The following is a 21,429-nucleotide window of genomic DNA, read 5'->3' on the forward strand; positions in this document are numbered from 1 at the left end:
TGTGTGAGTGCGGGTCAGGCGGTGGGGAGGTGGGTGGCGGCCTCGCCGAGGGTGGCGCCGATGATGTCGACGATCCGGTCCAGCAGCGCGCGGTCGCTGATGAGCGGCGGCGCGATCTGCACCAGCGGCGCGGCGCGGTCGTAGACGCGGGCGAGCAGTCCGGCCTCGCGCAGCCGCCGCGGGATGAGGTCGCGTACGAGCGCGGCGCGCAGGGGTTCGCTGAAGGCGCCGTGTTCGCCGTCCCCGGCGAGTTCGACGGCGTAGAAGTAGCCCTCGCCGCGGACGTCGGCGACGATCGGCAGCGCGCTCAGCTCGGCCAGCCGCTTGGCGAGGTGGTCCTGGCCGTCGCGGACGCCCGCCAGGATGCCGTCGCGTTCGATGATGTCGATGCTGCGCAGGGCGATGGCCGCGCACAGCGGGTGGCCGCCGAAGGTGTAGCCGTGGTTGAGGACTTCGCCGGGGCGGTTGAGGACGTCGGCGACCCGGGTGCTGATCATGGTGGCGCCCATCGGGGCGTAGCCCGCGGTCAGCCCCTTGGCGAGGGTGATGAGGTCGGGGCGGGCGCCGTAGCGGTCGCCGCCGAACCATTCGCCGAGCCGTCCGAATGCGGTGATGACCTCGTCGGCGGCGAGCAGGAAGCCGTACCGGTCGGCGAGGCGTCTGAGCCCCTGCCAGTACCCGGCGGGCGGCGGGATGCAGCCGCCACGGTTCTGCACGGGCTCGGCGATGAGCATGGCGATGGTCTCCGGCCCCTCGTCCAGGATCGCGGCTTCCGCGTCGGCGAGGAGGTGTTCGGTGAACGCGGCGTCGTCGAGCGGTTCGGGCAGCCTGCCTCGGTTGGTGTCGGCGATGAACCGGGTGGTGACGGCCGCGGGCCCGTACGGCTGGGTGAGGCCGGGGTCGTCGGTGAAGGACAGCGCGCCGAGGGTGAGCCCGTGGTAGGCGCCGTGCCGGGCGATGGCCTTGGTGCGGCCCGGTTCGCCGCGCAGCGCGTGGTATTTGCGGGCCACCTTCCAGGCGGCCTCGACGGCCTCGGAGCCGCCACCGCTGAAGAAGGTGTGGGTGATGCCATCGGGTGCAAGCGCGGCGATCCGGTCGGCGAGTGCGAGCGCGGTGGGGTGCGCGGAGCTGGACCACAGCGGGCTGTAGCACAGCTCGCCGAGCTGGTGGCGGGCCGCGTCGGCGAACTCGGCGGCGTATCCGTAGCCGAGCTGGGCGCAGTACAGGCCGGACAGTCCGTCGATGTAGCGGCGGCCGTCGGCGTCGTGGACGTACGGGCCCTCGCCACGGGTGACGACGAACAGATCGCGGCCCGGGGCGCCGATGGATCCGTTGGCGGTCATGTTGAGCAGCAGATGCCGCTCGGCGGTGCGGTGACCGGTGGTGGGAAGGGCTTCGATGCTGGTCATACGGCGTCGCCTCCGGGGGCGAGTCCGGCGGCGTTCTCCACCGACAGCAGGGAGTGCTGACGTCCCGAGCCGATCCAGCGCACCAGACCCACCAGGACGAGCGCGAGCACCGCGAAGGCGATGAGCACGGCACTGACCGCGGTCACGCTCGGGTCGACGTCGTAGGAGAGGGCGTTGAACACCTGCACGGGCAGGGTCACGGTGTTCGCGGAGGACAGGAACTGGGAGATGAAGAACTCGTCGAAGCTGGTGATGAAGGAGAAGATGGCGGCGGCGACGATGCCGGGCGCGGCCATCGGGAAGGTGATGCGGCGGGCCACGGTGAGACGGCCCGCGCCCATGCTGGCGGCGGCGTCCTCCAGCCGTTCGTCGATGCCGCGCAGAGTGGCCACCAGGATCATCACCGCGATGGGCGACGCGAGGACGGTGTGGCCGAGGGCGATGGCGATGGGGCTGCCGAGCATCGCGGCGGGTTCGAAGAGCAGGAACAGCCCGAGCGCGGTGACGACCTGCGGGATCAGCAGCGGGCCGAGGACGAGGGCGTACACCGCGGAGCGCAGCGGCAGTTCGCTGCGGGTGAGCGCGGTGGCCGCGGTGATGCCGAGGATCACCGAGAACACGGTGGTGATGGCGGCCACCAGCACGCTGAGCGACAGCGCGGCGGGCCACTTGCTTCCGTCGGCGAACAGCGACCGGTACCAGCCGAGGGTCCAGGTGCTGGGCGGGAACGAGCCGAAGGCGTCGCCGCCGAAGGAGGTCACGACGATGACGATGATCGGCATGGCCAGGAAGAGCAGGATGAGGGTGGCGGCGGCGGTGAGCGCGATCCGCCCCGTCCAGGTGCCGCGCAGTCCGGTCATGACGTACTCCTCTTCTTCGCGCCCGCGCCGATGGACCGGGCGGTCTTGAGCAGCAGCAGTCCGGCGAAGGTGATGAGCAGCAGGACGACGCCCTGGGCGGCCGCCCCGTTCCACTGGTCCTGCTTCATCACCTGGTCGTTGATGAGGGAGGCCACCATGGTCTGCTTGGTGCCGCCCATCAGGGCGGGGGTGATGTAGTAGCCGAGGCACAGGATGAAGCTGAGCAGTCCGGCGCTGGCCAGGCCGGGGGCGACGAGCGGCAGATAGATACGGACGAAGATGCGCACGCGTCCGGCGCCCATGCTGGCCGCGGCGGCGAGCAGCCGCCGGTCGACGCCGCGCATCACCCCGTACAGCAGCAGGACGGTGTACGGGAGCATCACGGCGGTGGTGCCGATGACCACGCCGGTCTCGTTGTAGAGCATCCGGAACGGGGCGCCGGGGATCTTGAGGCCGGTGAGGGACTCGTTGGCCAGGCCCTGGTCGCCGAGCAGGATGATCCAGCCGTAGGTGCGCACCAGGGCGCTGATGAAGTGCGGTACGACGACGATCAGCATGACGAGCCCGGCCCAGATCGGCCGCAGCCGGGAGAGCGCGTTGGCGAGGACGAAGCCGACGGCGAGGCTCAGCAAGGACGTTTCCGCGGAGATCCGCAGGGTGGTGAAGAGGACGGAGAGATTGGCGCCGCTCAGCGCCTCCGCGTACCAGTGCAGGGTGAGCGATCCGTCGGTGCTCTTCAGGCTGAGCAGCAGGGTGCCGAGGATGGGGAAGACGAAGAGGACGAGCAGGTAGAGGACGATCGGCGAGGCGTTGAGCAGGCCGATCCGGGCCCTGCGGGTGCCCACCAGCCGGTGGCGCAGCCCGCGCGGGCGGCTCGGCTTGGGGGCGCTGTGGGGACGTACGGGCGTGGCGGGGCGCACCAGGGATCCGGCCATGGCTCAGCCGTCCCGCTCTGCCGGGAAGACGTTGATGTCCTCGGCGTCGGCGGTCAGTCCGACCCGCTCGCCGGTGACGGGGGCGCGCCCGGCGGGCACTTCGAGACGGAGCGGCGGGGTGTCCTCGGCGATCCGTACATCGCTGCGGACGAGGGTGCCCACATAGGTGACGGTTTCCACGGTGCCGGTACAGAACCCCTGCTCGGGGGCGCAGACGCGGAGCCGTCCGGGCTGGACGGCGGCCTGCACCGGCTGGCCGGGGCGGAGGGGATGGGGGCGTGCGGTGAGCAGTCCGCCGTGGTCGAGGCGGACCAGGGTGACGTCGTCGTCGCCCTTCATCACCCGGCCGGGGAGGAAGTTGGCGGCGCCGAGGAAGTCGGCGACGAATGGGGTCCGGGGCCGCTCGAAGAGTTCGCGCGGGGTGTCGAACTGGTCGATGCCGCCGTCCCGCATCACCGCGATGCGGTCGGAGAGGACCAGCGCCTCCTCCTGATCGTGCGTCACATAGATGACGGTGAGGCCGAGTTCGCGCTGAATGGCCTTGATCTCGATCTGGAGCTGGTCGCGGAGTTTCTTGTCGAGCGCGCCGAGCGGTTCGTCCATGAGGATCACCGGCGGGCGGTAGATCAGCGCCCGGCACAGGGCGACGCGCTGCTGCTGTCCGCCGGACAGCTCGCGCGGGCGGCGTCCGGCGAAACCGGCCATGCCCGCCATCTCCAGGGCCTCGTGCACCCGCCGCCGGATCTCGGACTTGGCCACGCCGCGCAGTTGCAGCGGGAAGGCGAGGTTCTCGAAGACGGTCATGTGCGGGAAGAGCAGATACTGCTGGAAGACGAAGCCGAAGCCGCGCTTCTGCGGGGCGAGCCGGGTGACGTCGCGGCCGCCGACGGTGACGGTGCCGGAGTCGGGTTCGACGAATCCGGCGACCATCATCAGGGTGGTGGTCTTGCCGGAGCCGGAGGGGCCGAGGAAGGTGACGAACTCCCCCGCCGCTATCTCCATCGAGGCGGAGTCCACGGCCACGGCGCTGCCGTAGGTCTTGTGGAGCCCCACGATGGACAGGGCCTTGCCGGTGGGCGATGTCTGCGGGGACGCGGTGGTCATGGCGGGTTCGGGGTCGGCGATGTGGAGGTCAGGCACGGGACCACTCCAGCCAGCGCTTGGCGATGGTGTCTTCGTTCTTGATCCACCAGGCGACGTCCAGGTCGAAGCCGGATTCCAGGTGGGCGGGCGAGCTGGGCAGATTGGCCTTGATGTCGTCGGAGAGATCGTCGTAGGCGGACGGCACGACCGGGCCCATCGGATAGATCTTGGCGAACGCGGCCTGGACGTCGGGCCGCAGGGAGAAGTCGATGAGCTGGTAGGCGGCGTCGGTCTTGTCGGTGCCCTTCGGGATGCCCCAGCCGTTGGACTGCCTGCGGGCGCCGTTCCACTGGTACGCCATCGGGCTGCCGCCCTTGATCAGCGCGTCCAGCCGTCCCTGCCAGACGCTGGTCATCACCACTTCCTTGCGGCCGAGCAGCACTCCGGGGAGCGCGCCGGTGTCCCAGTACTTCTTCACCGAGCCCTTGATCCGGTCCATGGACTTGAACGCGCGGTCCACGTCGAGCGGGTAGAGCTTGTCCATGGACACGCCGTCGGCGAGCAGGGCGAATTCCAGCTCGGGCAGGTCGGCGTCCTGGGTCTGCAGGGAGCGGCTGCCGGGGAACTTCTTGGTGTCCCAGAAGTCCGCCCAGGACTCGGGCTTACGGTCGCCGAAGGTGTCGGTGCGGTAGGCCATGACGCTGGCCCAGTAGTTCTTGCCGACCGCGTAGTCGGTGACGAGCTTGCTCGCGATCCGGGCCTTCTTGAAGTTCTTCAGCCGGTCGTGGTCGAGCTTCTGCAGGGCGCCCTTCGCACCGAGCTTCATGAAGTCGGCCATCGAGTCGTCGATGACGTCGAACTGCGGCCTGCCCTGCTTGATCTGGGCGAGCATCTGGGCGTACTGGATGTTGACGACCCGGATGGAGATGCCGGTCTCCTTGGTGAAGGCGTCGTACAGCGCCTTCTGGTTGGCGTCCCCGTAGGTGCCACCGCTGTTGCGGACGGTCAGGGTCTTCTTGCCGCCGCCGCTGTCGGCGCGGCTGGTGCCGGTGCCGCAGGCGGCCAGCGACGGCAGGGCGGCGACGGCGGCGAGGCCACCGGCCCCGCGCAGCAGTGCTCTGCGGCCGATCAGGGGATCTCTCATCACTGCACCTCCGGGTTGTGCGGGTCGGGCGGGTCGAGCGGGGTGGCGGTCGAGGCGGTATGCGGGGTCGCGAGGGCGGCGAGTTCGGCGCCGGTGGCGACGGTGAGGCCGTGCATCCCGTAGAAGAGGCGGCCGGTGGCGGGCGCGGTGACCTTGTGTTCCCGGCCGTCGGCGGGGTCGACGAGGCGGCCGAGGATCTGGCCTTCGGCCACGTCCCCGCCCCGGCCGGTCTCCGGGTACCACAGCCCGGTGGCCGGGGAGGTCACGGACGCGGCCCACACCCACTCCCGGGTGGCGGGACGCGGTGCGGGGTCGTCGGTGTTCCCGGTGTCCGGCAGAGGGTCGAGGGTGCCGAGGTGGCGCAGCAGCCGGAAGAGGCCGTCGAGCAGGGTGCGTACGGTGTCGGGGTCGCGGTCCCCGAGCTGGCCGGTCTCGATGAGGATGGCGGGCACGCCCCGGCGGGCGGCGGCGGCGTGGCTGTTGCCGCCGGTGGCGTCGGTGCCGAGGATGACGTCCGGGTAGCCGACGGCGTGGGCCATGCCCCGGGTGGTGGCGTCCAGTGCGGCGTCGCCGGTGAGGCGGTAGCCGACGAAGTCGGTCAGGGTCTCGTCGATGCCACCGCTGTGCAGGTCGGCGTAGGCGTCCGCGCCGGGCAGCAGCTGAGTGAAGAGCCAGTCGGCCAGCCGCTCGGTGGGCCCGCCGTCCGGGTCGCCGGGGAAGATCCGGTTGATGTTGACGCCGTCCAGCGGGGATACGCCGAGGCGGCCCTGGTAGACGGCCGGAGGGTTGGCGACCGGGCAGAGGACGACCTGTCCGCACACCTCCTCGGGGGTCAGCAGGGCGGCCAGCCGCGTGGCGGCGTCGACACCGGCGAACTCGCCGCCGTGCACTCCGCCGGTGAGCACGACGCGGGGGCCGGGGCGGACACCGTTGACCAGCGTGACCGGGAGGTCGACGGTGACCGGGCCGAGATCCACGGGGACGGTGCCCCGGGTCTTGCGGCCGGTGTCGGCGGTCAGCGGACCGACGGTCAGTGTCATCTCGTACCTTCCGTGAGGGGGGTGCCCGAGGGCTCAGGCCGTGGCGCGGTCGCGCGTGGACAGGAAGTCGATGGGCTGGAGCGTGTCGCCGTCCAGGGCGAGGTCGGCCGCGATGTCGCCCATGGCGGGCGAGAGCTTGAAGCCGTGCCCGGAGAATCCGGCCAGCAGCACGATGTCCTCGCAGCCGGGCAGCGGGCCGACCAGCGGGCGGCTGCTCTCGGTGTAGCCCTCCATGAAGACCGAGAGCCGCACCGGGTCGGGGTGCAGGTCGGGCATGAAGCGGCGGGTCAGCTCGGTGAAGACGGCCAGTTCCTCCGGTGCCACGGTGCGGTCCAGCCGCTCCGGGTCGGCCACCGCACGGTGCAGGGCGCGGGAGAGGCCGAGCTTGACCGAGATGCCGTCGGGTGAGGGCAGTCCGTAGCAGTGGGTGGGCGCGGTGCGGATGAAGGCGGGCGCCTCGGCGCCGTGCCAGTCGTGGGCGGTGGGCAGGAACCAGGCGTTGACCAGCCGCCGGATGTCCACCTCCCACTCCAGGTCGGGCAGCAATTCGTTGACCCAGGGGCCGACGGTGACCACGGCGGCGTCGTACGTCTCGGTGCCCTGGTCCGTCACGACGGCCACGCCACCGCCCGCGGGGGCCACCTCCCGCACCGGTGTGTAGCGGTGCAGCCGGGCGCCCAGCCGCTCGGCGCGGGCGGCCGCGGTGTGCACGCTCAGCTCGGGCCGCAGGAAACCGGCGTTGCGGTCCAGTACGGCGGCGTCGCCGTCCTCGACACGGAACTGGGGGAAACGTTTCGCCAGCGCGTCCGCGTCCAGCACCTCGTGGTCGAGGCCGTGTTCGGCGATGGACTCCAGGACGGTGCTCATCTGGTGGTGTTCGGTGGGGCCCATGAGCAGACATCCGGTGAGCCGCCGCAGCTCGCGGCCGGTCTCCCGCTGGAGTTCGTTCCACAGCGCGTCGGCGTGGCGCAGCAGCGGTACGTAGCGGGAGTCCTCGAAGTGGGCGCTGCGGAAGATCCGGGTCTCGCCGCCCGCCGCGCTCCGGTCGTGGCCGGGTGCGTACCGGTCGTAGCCGGTCACCTCCGCACCCCGGGAGGCCAGCCGCCACATGGCCTGGCTGCCCATGGTCCCGGTGCCGATCACCGCTACGCGCTTCCTCATTGCCACGGATGCCTCCTGGGGTGGAGTGGCGAGGTTTCCCAGACGGCCTGTTCCACAATGTGGCATGCCGTGCTAGATTGCAGCATCAATGTCGCAGCGCTCCAGGGACCGGTCAAGAGACCGTGCAACGAAAACTCCAGAAGTTAATGGCGGAAACCAGATGGAAATGAAGAGCGTGATCCGCAGCCTTCGCATCCTCGAAGCGGTCGCCCAGCACCAGCCGGTGACCGTCGGCGAGCTGACGAAGATCTTCGGACTGCCCAAGTCGACCGTGCAGCGCACCCTCGTGACGCTCAACGAGGCGGGCTGGCTGCGCGCCAGCCGGGGCGACACCACGCGCTGGGAGGTCGGCGCCCGGGTGCTCGCGGTCCGCCCGGCGGCACACCAGGGGTCGAGCCTGTTCGCGGCGGCGCGGGAGCCGATGTGCCGACTGCGCGACGCGGTCGACGAGACCATCCATCTGTCCGTCCCGGACGGACTGCGCTGCATGGTCATGGTCGACCGGGTCGACTGCACCCAGGCGGTGCGCACCTATCACCAGGTCGGCGACACCTCGCCGATGCACGCCACGGCCACCGGCCACGCGGTCCTCGCCCTCCTCCCCGCCGACGAGGTCGACGAGGTCATCACGGACGGGCTGGACCGCTACGGCGATGCCACCATCACCGATCCGCGGGAGCTGCGCGCGGAGCTGGAGCGGGTCCGGCGGGACGGCTATGCCGTCAATCGCAACCAGTACCGGCCCGGCGTCTGCGCCATCGCCGCGCCGATCGTCACGGGGGACGGGGCCCCGGTGGCCACCGTCGCCATCTCCATGCCCGACTCCCGCTACGACCCGCACGAGGTGGACCGGTGGGGGCGGCTGGTGGCCGATACCGCGGCGGAGATCAGCGCCCGTCGTTTCGAGTGATGTCACTGATGTCTGTGATGTCAGTAGATATCCGGGCCATGCTCGACGAGCGAATACCTCTTTGTCAATAAGTCGTTTTCGCGAGAGAGACATCGGACCTGTCGAGCGGAATTACCGCAAGCACGCCCTCGAATCCGCCTCCCTCCGTTGACCCCATCCGATGTTTCTCCTAGGTTGCGGTCGACCCTGAACACTGGAGGCGGTAGATGAGATCCACGCTCAGGCGCATTTCCGTGACCGCCGTGGCGGCGCTGGCCGTCCTGACCTCGGCGCTGCCGGGCACCTCGGCGGCCGAGGAACGGCAGGGGCGTACGTACTACGTCGCCACCTCGGGCTCCGACCGGGACAGCGGCGACCGAAACCACCCCCTGCGCACCATCGGCCGCTGCACCGAGCTGGTCCGGCCCGGGGACACCTGCCTGATCCATCGCGGAACCTACCGCGAGCGGGTCGCCCCGCCCTCGGGCCGCGCGGGCGCCCCGATCACCCTCGCGGCGTACGGGGACGGGCCGGTCACCGTCGACGGGACGCGGACCGTGACCGGCTGGAAGGACGCGGGCGGCGGTCTGGTGGCCACCGATGTGAGCCTGCCGCTCGCCCGCGACGAGAACGCGCTCTTCCTCGACGGCGGCCGCGCCATGGAGGGCCGCTGGCCCAACTCCGGCCCCGATCCGCTCAATCCGTCCTGGGCGGTCGCCGAGCGCAGCTCCACCGACCAGCACATCGACGACCCCGACCTGCCGACCGGTGACCTCACCGGCGCCACCGTCCATCTGTGGGCCGGATCCAACCCGTGGAGCCAGCAGACCGGCACCGTGACCGCCACCGCGAAGGGTGCCCTCGATTTCAAGGGCGGCAATTACCGCTGCACCCCGCTGTGCATGGGCGACCAGACCTACCGCAACTATTACCTGGTGGGCGCGAAAGCCACTCTCGACCAGCCCGGCGAGTGGTATTACGACACCGGCGAGAAGCGGCTCTACCTGGTCCCGCCCAAGGGCGGCATGGCGGGCCACACGGTGACCGCGAAATACGAGAAGTGGGGGCTGGACCTCTCGGACAGCTCCCATGTCACCGTCCGCGGACTCGGCGTGTGGGGCACCTCGCTGCGCACCGGGGAGAAGAGCACCGGTGTGCTGGTGGAGGGGCTGCGGGCCCGCTACCTCTCCGAGTTCTCCACGCTGCCCATGCCACGCGACGACGAGCTGGCCATCCCGCCGGGCGAGGGCCACATCGTCGCCTCCCGGGTGCTCGACTCCGGCGTCCAGATCCTCGGCACCGGCAACACCCTGCGCGACAGCGACATCGGTTTCTCCGCGGGGACCGGTGTGCTGCTGCGCGGCAGTGGCAACACCATCACCAACAACTACATCCACGACGTGGGCTGGATGGGCAGCTATACCCCCGGCATCGAGATCAACGGCAGCGGGCAGACCGTCACCCACAACACCGTGCGACGCACCGGCCGGGCGAGCATCGACACCGCCTGGCAGCTGAACGGGGTGCCCTTCAAGGACAACCGCATCGCCTACAACGACCTGTCCGAGGCGATGCGCACGTCCCGCGACGGCAGCCCCTTCTACGTGTGCTGCAACCTGGACGCGACGGGGACGAGCGTCGACCACAACACCGTCCACGACGCGGACGGCCAGGTCGGCTACTACATCGACAACTCCTCCAGCCAGTTCCTGCTGCACCACAACGTGGCGTACAACACCGGCACCCGCGGCACGTTCTTCAACGGCCACAGCGGGGTCAGCCTCGGCAACCGCGACCACAACTCGACGTACGGGGCGGGCGTTTCCACCGCCGTGCGGCTGAGCGGCGCGACGGACGCCACCGGTACGTACGTCAGCAACGACGTGGCGCTCGCCCCGATGGAGATCTCCGGTCCGGGCGATCCGGCCCCCGTGGTGCGCAACAACCTGCTGCCACCGGCCGACCCCCGGTACACCGACGTCCGCAACGGCGAGCTGTGGCCCCGGGCCGGATCCCCCGCCATCGACGCGGGCGAGAAGGTCGACGGGGTGACCACCGGGGTACGCGGCGCCGGGCCCGACCAGGGCGCGTACGAGTACGGGGCGCCGATCTGGTCGGCCGGGTGCGATCTGGCCGGGTGCGAGTCGCGGGTGCGCAACGACGGGTGGAAGGCCACCTTCTCCGGGGGCGGCTCCGGGGGCGGTGACGCCTCGGCCGCCGTCGACGGTGTGCAGACCACCCAGTGGAAGGCGGGCACCGCCCAGACCGCCGGGCAGGCGCTGACCCTCGACCTGGGCGCGGCGAAGTCCTTCTCCCGGCTGGCGGTCGACGCCGGCCTGGACGCCACGGGCCACCCCTACGGCTTCACGGTGTCCGTCAGCCGCGACGGCAAGGACTGGGGCGCCCCCGTCGCCCGCGTCGCGGGCCGCTCCTTCACCCAGGACGCGGTGTTCGAGCAGCGCACGGCACGGTATGTACGGATCGAGCTGACCGCGGCCGGTGACGTGCCGTGGGCGGTGAACGAGATCCGGCTGTACGCGGACGGGCCGGACGCGGCCAGCACGCTGCAGGCCGAGCGGGCGGAGGTGCTGCGCGGCGGCAAGCGCGGCGACGCGGCGACGGGCGTGCTGGGCTCCGGCGGCCTGGTCGGCTTCCGTCAGGTCGCGTTCGGGGCGGACACGGCGGAGCGGCTGACGGTGCGGATGGCGTCGGCGGGCTGCGGCAAGCCCTGTGCGCTGCAACTGCGGCTCGACGGTCCCGAGGGCCGGGTGGTGGCGACGCTGCCGGTGCGGGACACGGGTGGCGCGGACCAGTGGCAGGAGAAGTCGGTGCGGCTCGCGCGCGGGGTGACGGGCGACCATGACGTGTACCTCGTCGCGACGGGCGCGCGGAAGGTGGCCTCGGTCGACTGGCTCACGCTGCGCGGCTGACCCATCCGATGAGCGCGGCTGGAGCGCCTCGGTCCGTCAAGGGCGGCCGAGGCGCTCCAGCCGTTCGTCCACTCCGGGGCACAGCTCCCGGGCCGTGTCCAGGAAGGCCGCGAGGACCGGGGAGCGGTCCTGGGCGCGGAAGGACATCACCAGATCGGGCAGTTCCACGCGCGGACTCACCTCGCACACCCAGGTGCCAGGACGCGGCGCCGCCCGCAGACACGCCGGGCCGAGCCCCACCCCGACGCCGCACGAGGCCAGCCCGATGATGGTGTGCACATCGCGGGCGTCGGTGACCCCGCCGCCCGGCGCGGCCGCCCCGGTTCCGTCGCCCAGCAGCGTGTCGAGCCACCCGGCGACCACCGGTTCCTCGTCCTCGGGCGCCACGATCAGATGCTGCCCCCTGAGCTGTTCGACGGTCACCCTCGGCTGCCCGGCGAAGGGGTGAGCGGCCCCGACGACCGCGACCAGCTGGTCCCGGCCGACCGTGAGCGACACCAGATCCTCGGCCCCGGCACCCCGGGGCGCGCCACGCCCGATGCTGATGTCCAGCTCACCGCCGAGCAGGGCCGTCGCGGACTGGCAGGTCGACATCTCGTGCAGCCCCAACCGCACCTCGGGGCGCTCCCGGATGAACCGGCCGAGCAGGGACGGCAGCAGCTCCAGCAGCGCCGAGCCGATGAAGCCGAGCCGCAGCCTGCCGGTCTCGCCCCGGGCGGCCCGGCCCGCGTCGGACACGGCGCCCGACATCTCGGCCAGCGCCCGGCGCGCCCTGGCCAGGAACGCCTCCCCGGCGGCGGTCGGAAACACGCCACGCGCCGTACGATCGAAGAGCCGGGCGCCCAACTCCCGTTCCAGTGCGGCGATTTGCTGGGACAGCGGGGGCTGGGCGATGCCGAGGGAAGCGGCCGCCCGACCGAAGTGCCGGTGATCGGCCAGGGCCAGGGCGTACCGCAGGTGTCGTGCTTCCACACGGGCGATGATATCGAGGAGCTATCGGCGGGCCGGTCGTGAGATATGGCGGTGGATGGCGCCCGGGCGCCGGGGTGGACTGTCGCCATGAGCGATCGGCCACTCCCGGCCAGAGAGGGTGTTCAGCGATGATTTCCGACCATCACGGAGACTCCGTCCGCACGAACCGTGCCACCGTCAATGGGACGAGCCTGCACTATCGGACGGGCGGGTCCGGTCCTGCGGTGGTGCTGCTGCACGGTGTGCCCAAGACCGGCTACCACTGGCGCCACCTCGTCCCGAAGCTGACGCCGGGGCACACCGTCGTCGTCCCCGACCTGCGGGGCCTCGGCGACTCCGCCCGTCCCCCGGGCGGCTACGACTCCGCGACGATGGCGGACGACATCGCCGCGCTCATGGCGCACCTCGGACACGAGTCCTACAGCGTGATCGGCGAGGACTGGGGAGCGGTGATCGGCTACCAGCTCGCCGCCCGCCACCGCGACCACGTGGGCGCCCTCGTGTTCGCCGAGGCGTTGTTCCCCGGGTTCGGCTTCGAGGATCACACCGCGCTCACCGAGGAGAACGTCTCCAGCGGGATGCACCTGTGGCATCTGGGCTTCTATTTCCAGCCGGACGTACCCGAGATGCTGATCGCCGGGCATGAGCGCGAACTGATCACGTACATGATCAAGAATGAGCGCAGCCTCCCCGACACCGCCACTCCTGACGCGGTGGACGAATATGTGCGCTGCTACTCCATGCCCGGCGGCATCCGCGCCATGCTCGCCATCTACCGCGCCATGCTCGTGGACGCCGAACAGAACCGGCGGGCGGCGCGGAAGCCGCTGGACATCCCGGTGCTGGCGCTCGGCGGCTCGGCGTTCATCGGCGACCGGAACGAGGCCCAGATGCGGCTCATGGCCCGCGATGTCACGGGCCATGTCTTCGACGCCGGACACGACCTCGCCGAGGAGGTGCCGGACGAAATGGCCGCCGTGGTGCTGCCCTTCCTGGCGGGGCGGGGCTGACGCTGGCACAGTGACCGCATGGACTTCGCCACCGCCTTCCGCCGCGAGACCCTGGCGTTCGAAGCCGCCGCCCGCCGGGCCGTGGACGGGGGCACGTCGCCACTGGTGCCGTCGTGCCCCGGCTGGTCGATGGCCGATCTGGTGCTGCATCTGGGTGGTGTGCACCGCTTCGTCGCCCGGATCGTGGAGGACGGGCTGACGGAGCCGCCGGACGTCACGGACGTGACGCTCTTCGGCCTCCCCGAGGACCGCGCGAACTGGCCCACGCCGGAGGGCGGACCACACGCCGGACCGGTGCCGCCGGACCTCGTCGCGTGGTTCGCCGAAGGGGCCCGGGCGCTGGAGGCGCACGTCCGTGACGGCGATCCGGGGCAGCGGGTGTGGACCTGGTCGCGGGAGCGGACCGCCGGGTTCTGGTGGCGGATGCAGACCATCGAGGCGGCGCTGCACCGCTGGGACGCCGAGAGCGCGCTCGGGGTGCCCGGGCCCGTCGAGACCGCCCTCGCGGTGGACGCCGTCGCCCAGACGTTCGAGGTCATGGCCCCGGCGCGGCGCGCCTGGAAGGAGGCGCCACCGGGCGCGGGCGAGCGGTTCCGGCTGCGGCAGACGGACGGGCCGGGCGGGTGGACGGTGTCGTTCGAGGGCGATGAGGTACGCCTCGACGGGGACGCCGCCGGGCCGTGCGACCTCGAACTGACCGGAACCGCCTCGGACTTGATGCTCTTCCTGTGGCGGCGGATCCCCGCCGACCGGCTGGACGGGGTGCGGGGCGACCCGGCGATGGCCGACCGCTACTTCACCCTCGTCCCGCCGGTGTGACCACGCGGGCGTCCGCCACCCCCGGTTAGTCCCGGTCGTACTCCTGGGAGATGACCTCGACGCGTCGGGTGCTCTGGTCGACGCGTACGGTGTCGAGCCCCATGGCGTCGAGCTGGCTGATCGCGTCCGCCTCCGCCACCGGGTCCAGCACCCGCAGGGCGATGGCCAGGTCGTCGCCGTCCGCGGGCAGGTCCTTGAGCAGCGACTTCATCAGCCGGTCGGAGCTGCCCTCGGGCGCCTCCGCGCCGACGGCCATGTGCACCATCAGCTGCTCCACACCGGTCTCGTTCCACCGGGCGTGCCCGATCCACACCGCGTGCACACCGGGGAAGTCCAGCAGCCGGTCGCGCAGGGCGTCGCGCAGGGCCACCGCGCGCGGGTGGGTGGACCACCTGAGGGTGAGCGTGCGGTCCTCGGCGAGCCGCTGGCCGCGCTGCTGGAGGATCTGGTGCAGCAGGTCCATGGGAACCCCGGCGTAGCCCCCGGGGGAGAACACCGACAGGGTCGCCACCTTGGTCTGCTGCTCGATGTCCAGCAGCCGCGCCGCATCGCAGTGCACCGCCCCGGCGGCCTGCGGAAGCCGCTCCCGGCAGCACTCTTCGCTGGTGTATCCGGGCAGGCTAGGGCCGCTTCCCTCCATGCCGACGAACATCACCGAGCCGTTCGCGTCCACGGGCAGATACACCCCGAAGTCCACGATGGCGTTGAGCAGTTGTTCCCCTTCGGTCCTGGCGGCCTGTCGGTCGAGTATGTCGGCGAGTGCCTGGTTCCCTGTTGATGTCACGCACCGAGCATAAAAGGTGTGCGGATGCCACGATGATCTGGACCGCGTCGTGGACGAGGCGTGGACTCGATGGGTCACCCCGTGGCCACCCCCGGGGCGCGCTGGCGGATCGGGGTGCACACCCCCACCGCCACGATGAGCAGGAACAGGGCGGCGGACCCCAGCAGCGGGCCGCGCACCCCGAACCGCGCCACCAGCGCGGTGAGCCCGGCGGCGCCCAGCGGGGCGAGCGAGTTGTGCAGCGTCCAGAAGGCCGAGGTGACCCGGCCGAGCAGATGGTCCGGGGTGACCGCCTGGCGCAGGGACATCGAGGAGATGCCCGCGAGCGTCATGCCGAATTGGTAGCACAGCACCGTCACCGTCGTCCCCAGCACGGTGGTGGACCGGGACAGCAGGCCCAGCGCCAGCGCGCACAGCGTGTTCGAGCCCAGCCAGCACACACCGAACCCCAAGGACCGCCGCAACACCGGGATGAGCACGGCGGCCAGAACGGTCCCGGCGCCCGCCACGCCCATCACGACGCCGACCGTGCGGTCGCTCCCGTCCAGCCCCTCCCGTATCTGGTAGATGAAGACGTCGGTCATGCCCAGGCTGAGCAGCGAGACGCCGGTGAGCAGCACGGTGAGCCAGCGCAGCACCGGCGCCTGCCACAGGAAGACGAACCCGGCCAGGAACTCCTGCTTCGCCCTGCGCCACCCGGCGGCCCCGGTGGCCCCGGCGGCCCCGGCGGGTGGCGTGGCGTCCTCGGCGGCCGTCTTCCGGAAGCGGATCAGCGAGAGCGCGAGGGCCGAGGCGGCGAAGCTCGCCGCGTTCACCGCGATCGCCGCCGTGGGCCCGAGCAGCCCGGACAGTCCGCCCGCGAGCATCGGCCCGGCGATGAAGGCGATGGCGTTCGTCGTGGTCAGCCGCCCGTTGGCCTCGATGATGCGCTCGGTGTCCACCAGATTGGGTACGGCGGCGACATACGTGACCTTGAAGACCATGTCGAAGACCGCGGCCAGCGCCATCACCACGTAGAGCAGCCAGACCTGGGGACCGGCCAGGGCCCAGCTGGCGGGGATGAGGGCGAAGAGCACTACCCGGACCCCATCGCACACGATCATCAGCTGCCGCCGGGGCAGCCGGTCGACCAGGATGCCCGCGAACAGCCCGGTGCCGATCGACGCGACGCCCGCGACGGCCGTCAGCAGTCCCATCTGGACGACCGACCCGGTGGCCTTGAGCACCAGCAGCGGCAGCGCCACCAGGGCGAAGGCGTTGCCCAGTTCGGAGAAGGTCTGCCCGCACCAGAAGACGGTGAAATCACGGTTGGCCCATAACGGCTGCCGCCCCACGGCCGTCCCGGCCCTGACCGCCCTCACCGCCCCTGCCGCTTCCGCCGGGCGGTGCGGGGCGCGGCGAGGGCGTCCCCGCTCTCCCGCACCGATACGCCGAGGGCCTGGGCGAACTGCGGTGCCAGTTCCAGGAGTTGAGTGCCGGTGATGGTGGCGCCGCGCAGCGCGTCGATCCCTTCGGTGATGTCCAGCCGGGCGGCGTCGCGCAGATCGACGCGGGTCATACGCGCGTTGCCGCACCGCACCCCCTCCAGCGTCGACCCCGGGAACGCGACGTCCGTCAGCTTCGCCCCACCGAGGTCGGTGTCCCGCAGGAGGCAGTCCGCGAAGGTGACCTCCCGCAGGTCGGCGGTGCGCAGGTTGACCGATTCGAACTTGCATCGGTGGAAGGTCACGCGGTGCAGCGACGTGCCGAACATCTCCAGTCCGGCGAGTACGCAGCCGATCAGCTCAGCGTCCAGCCAGTCGCCGTCCGCAAGGTCGGAGCCGACCCAGCGCACGCCGTCCAGCCAGACGTCGTTGAAGCGGGCCCCGCGATAGCGGCCTCCGGTGAACGACACGGCGGAGAAGGCGGATTCGAGGAAGCGGGCCTGTCCGGCGTCGGCCCCCTCGAACTCGCCGCCGTCGAAGTGGACGGTGTCGTAGTCCCCGTCCACGGTCAAGGAGCCGTCGAACGGGCGCAGATGGCCCGCGTACGGCAGGTCGGCGAGCTGACGCGGGGATGACATGGCGAAACCTCATTTCCGGGGCACCACCGGCCCGGGTGCGCGGTGTGCGAGATCGGTGGTGGATCGATAGTGCCATTCAACTTCCGCGGTCCCGACCGTTGACATGTGGTGTAAGCCACTCCTACCTTCGGGCAAGCCGGTTCGGGTCTCCGGCGATCCTTCGATATTTCGAACGCACGGATCTCCCGAGAGGTACGCGTCAGTGGTGTCGAACCGGTTCGACCAGCAGCCCCCGCCCGTCAATATCGGCGAGATCGCCCGTCTCGCCGGGGTGTCGCGCAGCACGGTCTCGTACGCGCTCAGCGGCAAGCGGCCGATCTCCGACCGCACCCGGCAGCGCATCCAGCAGGTCATCGAGGACCGGGGCTTCCAGCCGAACGCCAGCGCCCGCGCGCTGGCCCATGGCCGCACCCGCACCCTCGGGCTGGTGTTTCCGACCGTCAGCCGCCGCTACACCGATATGCAGCTGGACTTCATCAACAGCGTGGTCGACGCCGCCGCCGCGCACGACCACGACATCCTGCTCTCGCGCAGCGACGGCGACGGCGACGACTCCTTCCGCCGTCTGGTCGGCGAACGGCGGGTCGACGGCGCGCTGCTGATGGAGATCCGGGCGCCGGACTCGCGAGTGGAGCCGCTGGTCCGCTCCGGCTTCCCGTTCGTTTCCATGGGGCATACCGAGGACACGGACACGGCCGAGCTGTCCTGGGTCGATCTGGACTTCGCGGAGCTGACCGCCGCCTGTGTGCGCCATCTCGGGCGGCTCGGCCATCGCCATCTCGCCCTGGTGGGCAGGCCCCGGGAGCTGTTCGACGCCGGATACGTGCCCGCGCTCCAGGGGCGGACCGGGTTTCTGCGGGCCACCTCGGAACTCGGGCTCACCGGCGAGGTCCACCACTGCGGCGACGACGCGGACTCGGGCCAGGCGGTGGTGGCGCGGCTGCTGGACCGGGACCCGCGCACCACCGCGGTCGTGACGCTCAACGAGGCGGCGCTGGTGGGCCTGTACCGGGGGCTCGGCCTCGCGGGGCGTTCCGTACCCGGCGACTTCTCGGTGACCGGAGTGGCGGCGGCCCGCTGGGCGGAGGCCGTCACACCGATGATGACCGGCGCCGACGTGCCCTCCGACCTGATGGGACGGCTCGCTGTGGAACTGCTGCTGGAGCGGCTGGAGGCCCCGGCCTCGGCGCCCCGGCAGCATCTGCTCACCCCTTCGCTCACCCCGCGCGCCAGCACGGGTCCGGCACCGCACCGCAACTGACCGACTCACCCCTCGGAGACGCACATGGCCAACTCGGAGCCGCACATGGCCAACCGGGCCGACAAGCCCCCGGCTGCCGCCGGGAGCCCCCTCCTCCGCCGCTCCTTCCTGCGGATATCGGGCTCCGGGCTGCTCGCCGCGGGGCTGGCCGGTCCCCTCACCGCCTGCGGCGGCGGGGACGGCGGATCGTCGGGCAAGAACCTCGTCTGGTGGGACTACCTCGTCGAGGACGCCCGTCAGCCGGGCATCAAGGCCCTGATCGCCGACATCGAGAAGAGTGTCCCCGGGCTGAAGATCACCCGCCGGACCTTTCCGTACGCCGAGCTGGAGCCCGCCATCATCAAGGGCGCCGCCTCCGGCGATCTGCCGGACCTGGCCATCGTGGACAACACGTCGATGAACTCCCTCGCCCCGCAAGGGCTGCTCACCGACCTCACCGACCGGGTGAAGCAGTGGGGGCAGGCCGACGCGTACTACAAGGGCCCGTGGAGCAGCGGGGTCATCGACGGCAAGACCTACTCGGTCCCCAACAACGCCAACTGCCTGGCCCTTTACTACAACACCGAGCTGCTGGAGAAGGCGGGCATCGAGCCGCCGAAGACCTGGGACGAGCTGTCCGCGGCGGCCCGCAAGCTCACCAAGGGCAGCACCTTCGGGCTGGCGATGAGCGCCATCAAGACTGAGGAGGGGGTCTTCCAGCTCCTGCCCTTCCTGTGGTCGGCGGGCGCCGATCTGGACACCTTCGCCACCGGCGGTGCCACCGCGCTCGGCTATCTGGGGGAGCTGGTACGGGCGGGCGCGCTCTCCAAGCAGTGCGTGGGCTGGACCCAGCAGGACGTCAACACCCAATTCACCTCCGGCCGCGCGGCCATGCAGATCAACGGGCCGTGGCAACTGCCCGGCCTCAAGCAGCAGTCCACGGTGAAGTGGGGTGTGGTGCCCCTTCCGGTGGACAAGGAGCCCGCGAGCTGCCTCGGCGGGGAGAACTGGGTGATCCTGGGGACCAGCGGCCAGGCGGACCAGGCGTGGCGGGCCATCGAGCACAGCCAGCGGAAGAAGCCACTGGCCGCCTATCTGGGGTCGGTGGGGCTGCTGCCCGCGCGCAGCGACATGGCGGACAGCGGCGACTGGGCCACCGACCCCACCCTGAAGGTGTTCGTGCGGGAATTCGCCAACGCCCGGCCACGCTCGTACGGCGAGCACTATCCGCAGATGTCGAAGGCCATGGCCGTGGCGCTGCAGGCCACCCTGACCGGCAGCTCCTCCCCCGGGGCCGCCGCGAAGAAGGCGGCGGACGCCATCGCGCCCAAGCTGTCGAAGTAGCGGGGCCGCGATGACCACGCAGAGCCTGCGGACCCGCCGCACCCGGGCCGGTTACGGGATGTCGGCGCCCGCGCTGCTCTTCCTCGGCGCGACCATGCTCTTCCCGCTCGTCTACAACCTCTGGACCTCGGTCCATCAGGTCGAGATCGGCGATCTGGTCACCGGCGACTGGGCGTTCAACGGCGCCGACAACTACGACGCGGTGGTGTCCGAGGGCGCCTTCTGGCACGCCGCCCGGATCTCGCTGCTGTTCACGGCCGGTTCGCTGGTCTTCCAGTTCACCATCGGCTTCGCGCTGGCGCTGCTGTTCGTACGGCAGTTCCCGCTGGCGGGGCTGTTCCGGGGGTTGATGCTGGTGACGTGGCTGCTGCCGCCCATCGTCAGCGGCACCCTGTTCCGCTGGATGCTGGACGCCGACTCGGGCGCGTACAACGAATTACTGCACGCCATCGGGCTGGACGCGCTGGCGCACAACTGGCTGACCGACCCGGACACCGCGCTGCCCGGTGTCATCGCCGCCAATGTGTGGGTGGGCGTGCCCTTCAACATGCTGCTGCTCCTGGTCGGGCTCCAGTCCATCGACCCCACCCTCTACGAGGCGGCCGCCATCGACGGCGCCGGTCCGTGGCAGCGGCTGCGCCACGTCACCCTGCCGCTGATGCGGCCGGTGGCGGCGGCGGTGCTGCTGCTCGGCCTGGTCTACACCTTCAAGGTCTTCGACCTGGTCTTCGTGCTGACCGGCGGTGGCCCCGTCGATTCCACGACCGTTCTCCCCCTCTATGTCTACGAGTCGGCGTTCAAGCTCTTCCAGCTCGGCCGGGGCGCGGCGGCGGGCACGCTGCTGCTGCTCGTACCTCTGGTGGTGGCCGTGGCGTACGTACGCAGGCTGCGCAAGGAAGGAGCCGCCGCATGACCCGACCCCGCCGCCCCTGGCTGCTGACCCTGGTCGCGGGCGTCATCACCGCCTTCTTCCTGCTGCCGCTGTACTGGATGATCGCCACCTCGCTGAAACGCCCCGACGAGGTGCTCAGCTCGCCGCCGCAGTGGTTTCCGTCCCCGCCGAGCGGCGAGAGCTACGCGCAGGCGCTGGACAAGCCGATGCTCGGGCAGGCGCTGTTCAACAGCGTCGCCATCTCGCTGGGCGTGGTGGCGCTGACCCTGCTGCTCGCGGTGCCGCTCACCTACGCGGTGGCGCGCATCCGGATGCGCGGCTCGGCGGCCATGGTGCTGTCGCTGCTGGTGGCACAGCTGCTGCCGAGCATCGTGCTGGCCGCCCCGCTGTTCATCGTCCTCCGGGACGCCGGGCTCAACAACACGCTGCTGGGTCTGGTGATCGCGGACACCACCCTCACCCTGCCCTTCGCGGTGATCGTGCTGCGGCCGCTGGTGCGCGCCATGCCCGCCGAGATCGAGGAGGCGGCGCTGGTGGACGGCTGCGGACTGCCGGGGGTGCTGTGGCGGATCGTGCTGCCGGTGATGCGGCCGGGGCTGATCGCGGTCGGCGCCTTCTCCTTCCTCCTCGGCTGGGGCGAGTTCGTGTTCGGCATCACCGTGAACAGCGACCCCGGAGTCCAGCCGGTCACCGTGCTGCTCAACACGTTCGTCGGCCAGACCGGCACCGCCTGGGGACCGCTGATGGCGGCCGCCACGATCGTCAGCGTGCCGGTGGTGTGCGTCTTCGCGATGCTCCAGCGGTTCATCGTGGGCGGGCTCACCGCCGGAAGTGTCAAGTCCTGACGCCATTTAT

19 protein-coding genes are annotated in these 21,429 nt (G+C 71.1%); 8 read left to right on the forward strand and 11 right to left on the reverse strand.

What is annotated here, in order from left to right; genetic code table 11:
- Positions 1-14 precede the first annotated feature (14 nt).
- Genes ACFV9T_RS19460 through solA form a run of 7 tightly spaced genes read right to left on the reverse strand, consistent with a single transcriptional unit; the run spans position 15 to position 7,632 of the window.
- Positions 15-1,409 carry an aminotransferase class III-fold pyridoxal phosphate-dependent enzyme gene (locus ACFV9T_RS19460; RefSeq protein ID WP_385441845.1) on the reverse strand — a complete coding sequence of 465 codons (1,395 nt, stop codon included), beginning with the start codon at positions 1,407-1,409 and terminating at the stop codon, positions 15-17.
- Complete coding sequence (locus ACFV9T_RS19465) at positions 1,406-2,269, reverse strand: ABC transporter permease (RefSeq protein WP_385441847.1); 864 nt, start codon at positions 2,267-2,269, stop codon at positions 1,406-1,408. The genes ACFV9T_RS19460 and ACFV9T_RS19465 overlap by 4 nt, the downstream gene beginning before the upstream one ends.
- Positions 2,266-3,204, reverse strand: a complete 939-nt coding sequence (locus ACFV9T_RS19470; RefSeq protein ID WP_385441849.1) for an ABC transporter permease — start codon at positions 3,202-3,204, stop codon at positions 2,266-2,268. The genes ACFV9T_RS19465 and ACFV9T_RS19470 overlap by 4 nt, the downstream gene beginning before the upstream one ends.
- A 3-nt stretch (positions 3,205-3,207) precedes the next feature.
- Positions 3,208-4,308: an ABC transporter ATP-binding protein gene (locus tag ACFV9T_RS19475; RefSeq protein WP_385441982.1), complete on the reverse strand. Its 1,101-nt coding sequence runs from the start codon at positions 4,306-4,308 to the stop codon at positions 3,208-3,210.
- 28 nt (positions 4,309-4,336) lie between these two features.
- Complete coding sequence (locus ACFV9T_RS19480) at positions 4,337-5,431, reverse strand: ABC transporter substrate-binding protein (protein ID WP_385441851.1); 1,095 nt, start codon at positions 5,429-5,431, stop codon at positions 4,337-4,339.
- Positions 5,431-6,471 (reverse strand): succinylglutamate desuccinylase/aspartoacylase family protein, encoded by a 1,041-nt coding sequence (locus tag ACFV9T_RS19485; RefSeq protein ID WP_385441852.1) that lies wholly within the window; start codon positions 6,469-6,471, stop codon positions 5,431-5,433. The genes ACFV9T_RS19480 and ACFV9T_RS19485 overlap by 1 nt, the downstream gene beginning before the upstream one ends.
- Positions 6,472-6,504: 33 nt before the next feature.
- On the reverse strand, positions 6,505-7,632 hold the full coding sequence (gene solA / locus ACFV9T_RS19490; RefSeq protein ID WP_385441854.1) for an N-methyl-L-tryptophan oxidase: 1,128 nt from the start codon (positions 7,630-7,632) through the stop codon (positions 6,505-6,507).
- Positions 7,633-7,798: 166 nt separating this feature from the next.
- Between solA and ACFV9T_RS19495 the strand changes: the two genes are divergently transcribed.
- Both ACFV9T_RS19495 and ACFV9T_RS19500 read left to right on the forward strand, forming a co-directional pair.
- Positions 7,799-8,542 (forward strand): IclR family transcriptional regulator, encoded by a 744-nt coding sequence (locus tag ACFV9T_RS19495; protein WP_385441984.1) that lies wholly within the window; start codon positions 7,799-7,801, stop codon positions 8,540-8,542.
- Positions 8,543-8,748: 206 nt separating this feature from the next.
- On the forward strand, positions 8,749-11,451 hold the full coding sequence (locus tag ACFV9T_RS19500) for a carbohydrate-binding protein (protein WP_385441855.1): 2,703 nt from the start codon (positions 8,749-8,751) through the stop codon (positions 11,449-11,451).
- 36 nt (positions 11,452-11,487) lie between these two features.
- On the opposite strand, the gene ACFV9T_RS19505 is transcribed toward ACFV9T_RS19500, so the two are convergent.
- Entirely contained in the window at positions 11,488-12,423 is a 936-nt protein-coding gene (locus tag ACFV9T_RS19505) for a LysR family transcriptional regulator (protein WP_385441857.1), read from the reverse strand.
- 128 nt (positions 12,424-12,551) lie between these two features.
- On the opposite strand from ACFV9T_RS19505, the gene ACFV9T_RS19510 reads away from it, so the two are divergent.
- A complete protein-coding gene (locus ACFV9T_RS19510; protein ID WP_385441859.1) occupies positions 12,552-13,433 on the forward strand; it encodes an alpha/beta fold hydrolase in 882 nt (293 codons plus the stop codon).
- Between the two features lie 18 nt (positions 13,434-13,451).
- Positions 13,452-14,252: a maleylpyruvate isomerase family mycothiol-dependent enzyme gene (locus ACFV9T_RS19515; protein WP_385441860.1), complete on the forward strand. Its 801-nt coding sequence runs from the start codon at positions 13,452-13,454 to the stop codon at positions 14,250-14,252.
- 25 nt (positions 14,253-14,277) lie between these two features.
- Here ACFV9T_RS19515 and ACFV9T_RS19520 read toward each other — a convergent pair whose 3' ends face one another.
- From ACFV9T_RS19520 to ACFV9T_RS19530, 3 genes are all read right to left on the reverse strand, one after another.
- A complete protein-coding gene (locus ACFV9T_RS19520) occupies positions 14,278-15,036 on the reverse strand; it encodes a hypothetical protein (RefSeq protein ID WP_385441862.1) in 759 nt (252 codons plus the stop codon).
- Between the two features lie 74 nt (positions 15,037-15,110).
- Entirely contained in the window at positions 15,111-16,397 is a 1,287-nt protein-coding gene (locus ACFV9T_RS19525; protein WP_385441863.1) for an MFS transporter, read from the reverse strand.
- Positions 16,394-17,098 carry a pentapeptide repeat-containing protein gene (locus ACFV9T_RS19530; RefSeq protein WP_385441866.1) on the reverse strand — a complete coding sequence of 235 codons (705 nt, stop codon included), beginning with the start codon at positions 17,096-17,098 and terminating at the stop codon, positions 16,394-16,396. The genes ACFV9T_RS19525 and ACFV9T_RS19530 overlap by 4 nt, the downstream gene beginning before the upstream one ends.
- Positions 17,099-17,300: 202 nt before the next feature.
- Between ACFV9T_RS19530 and ACFV9T_RS19535 the strand changes: the two genes are divergently transcribed.
- Genes ACFV9T_RS19535 through ACFV9T_RS19550 form a run of 4 tightly spaced genes read left to right on the forward strand, consistent with a single transcriptional unit; the run spans position 17,301 to position 21,419 of the window.
- Positions 17,301-18,359 carry a LacI family DNA-binding transcriptional regulator gene (locus tag ACFV9T_RS19535; protein ID WP_385441867.1) on the forward strand — a complete coding sequence of 353 codons (1,059 nt, stop codon included), beginning with the start codon at positions 17,301-17,303 and terminating at the stop codon, positions 18,357-18,359.
- A gap of 24 nt (positions 18,360-18,383) precedes the next feature.
- Positions 18,384-19,682, forward strand: a complete 1,299-nt coding sequence (locus ACFV9T_RS19540) for an ABC transporter substrate-binding protein (RefSeq protein WP_385441869.1) — start codon at positions 18,384-18,386, stop codon at positions 19,680-19,682.
- Between the two features lie 10 nt (positions 19,683-19,692).
- Complete coding sequence (locus tag ACFV9T_RS19545; RefSeq protein ID WP_385441870.1) at positions 19,693-20,595, forward strand: carbohydrate ABC transporter permease; 903 nt, start codon at positions 19,693-19,695, stop codon at positions 20,593-20,595.
- Positions 20,592-21,419: a carbohydrate ABC transporter permease gene (locus ACFV9T_RS19550; protein ID WP_385441872.1), complete on the forward strand. Its 828-nt coding sequence runs from the start codon at positions 20,592-20,594 to the stop codon at positions 21,417-21,419. Before ACFV9T_RS19545 ends, ACFV9T_RS19550 begins: the two co-directional genes overlap by 4 nt.
- Positions 21,420-21,429 lie beyond the last annotated feature (10 nt).

It is taken from the genome of Streptomyces sp. NPDC059850 (genome assembly GCF_042731515.1).
GTDB lineage: Bacteria > Actinomycetota > Actinomycetes > Streptomycetales > Streptomycetaceae > Streptomyces.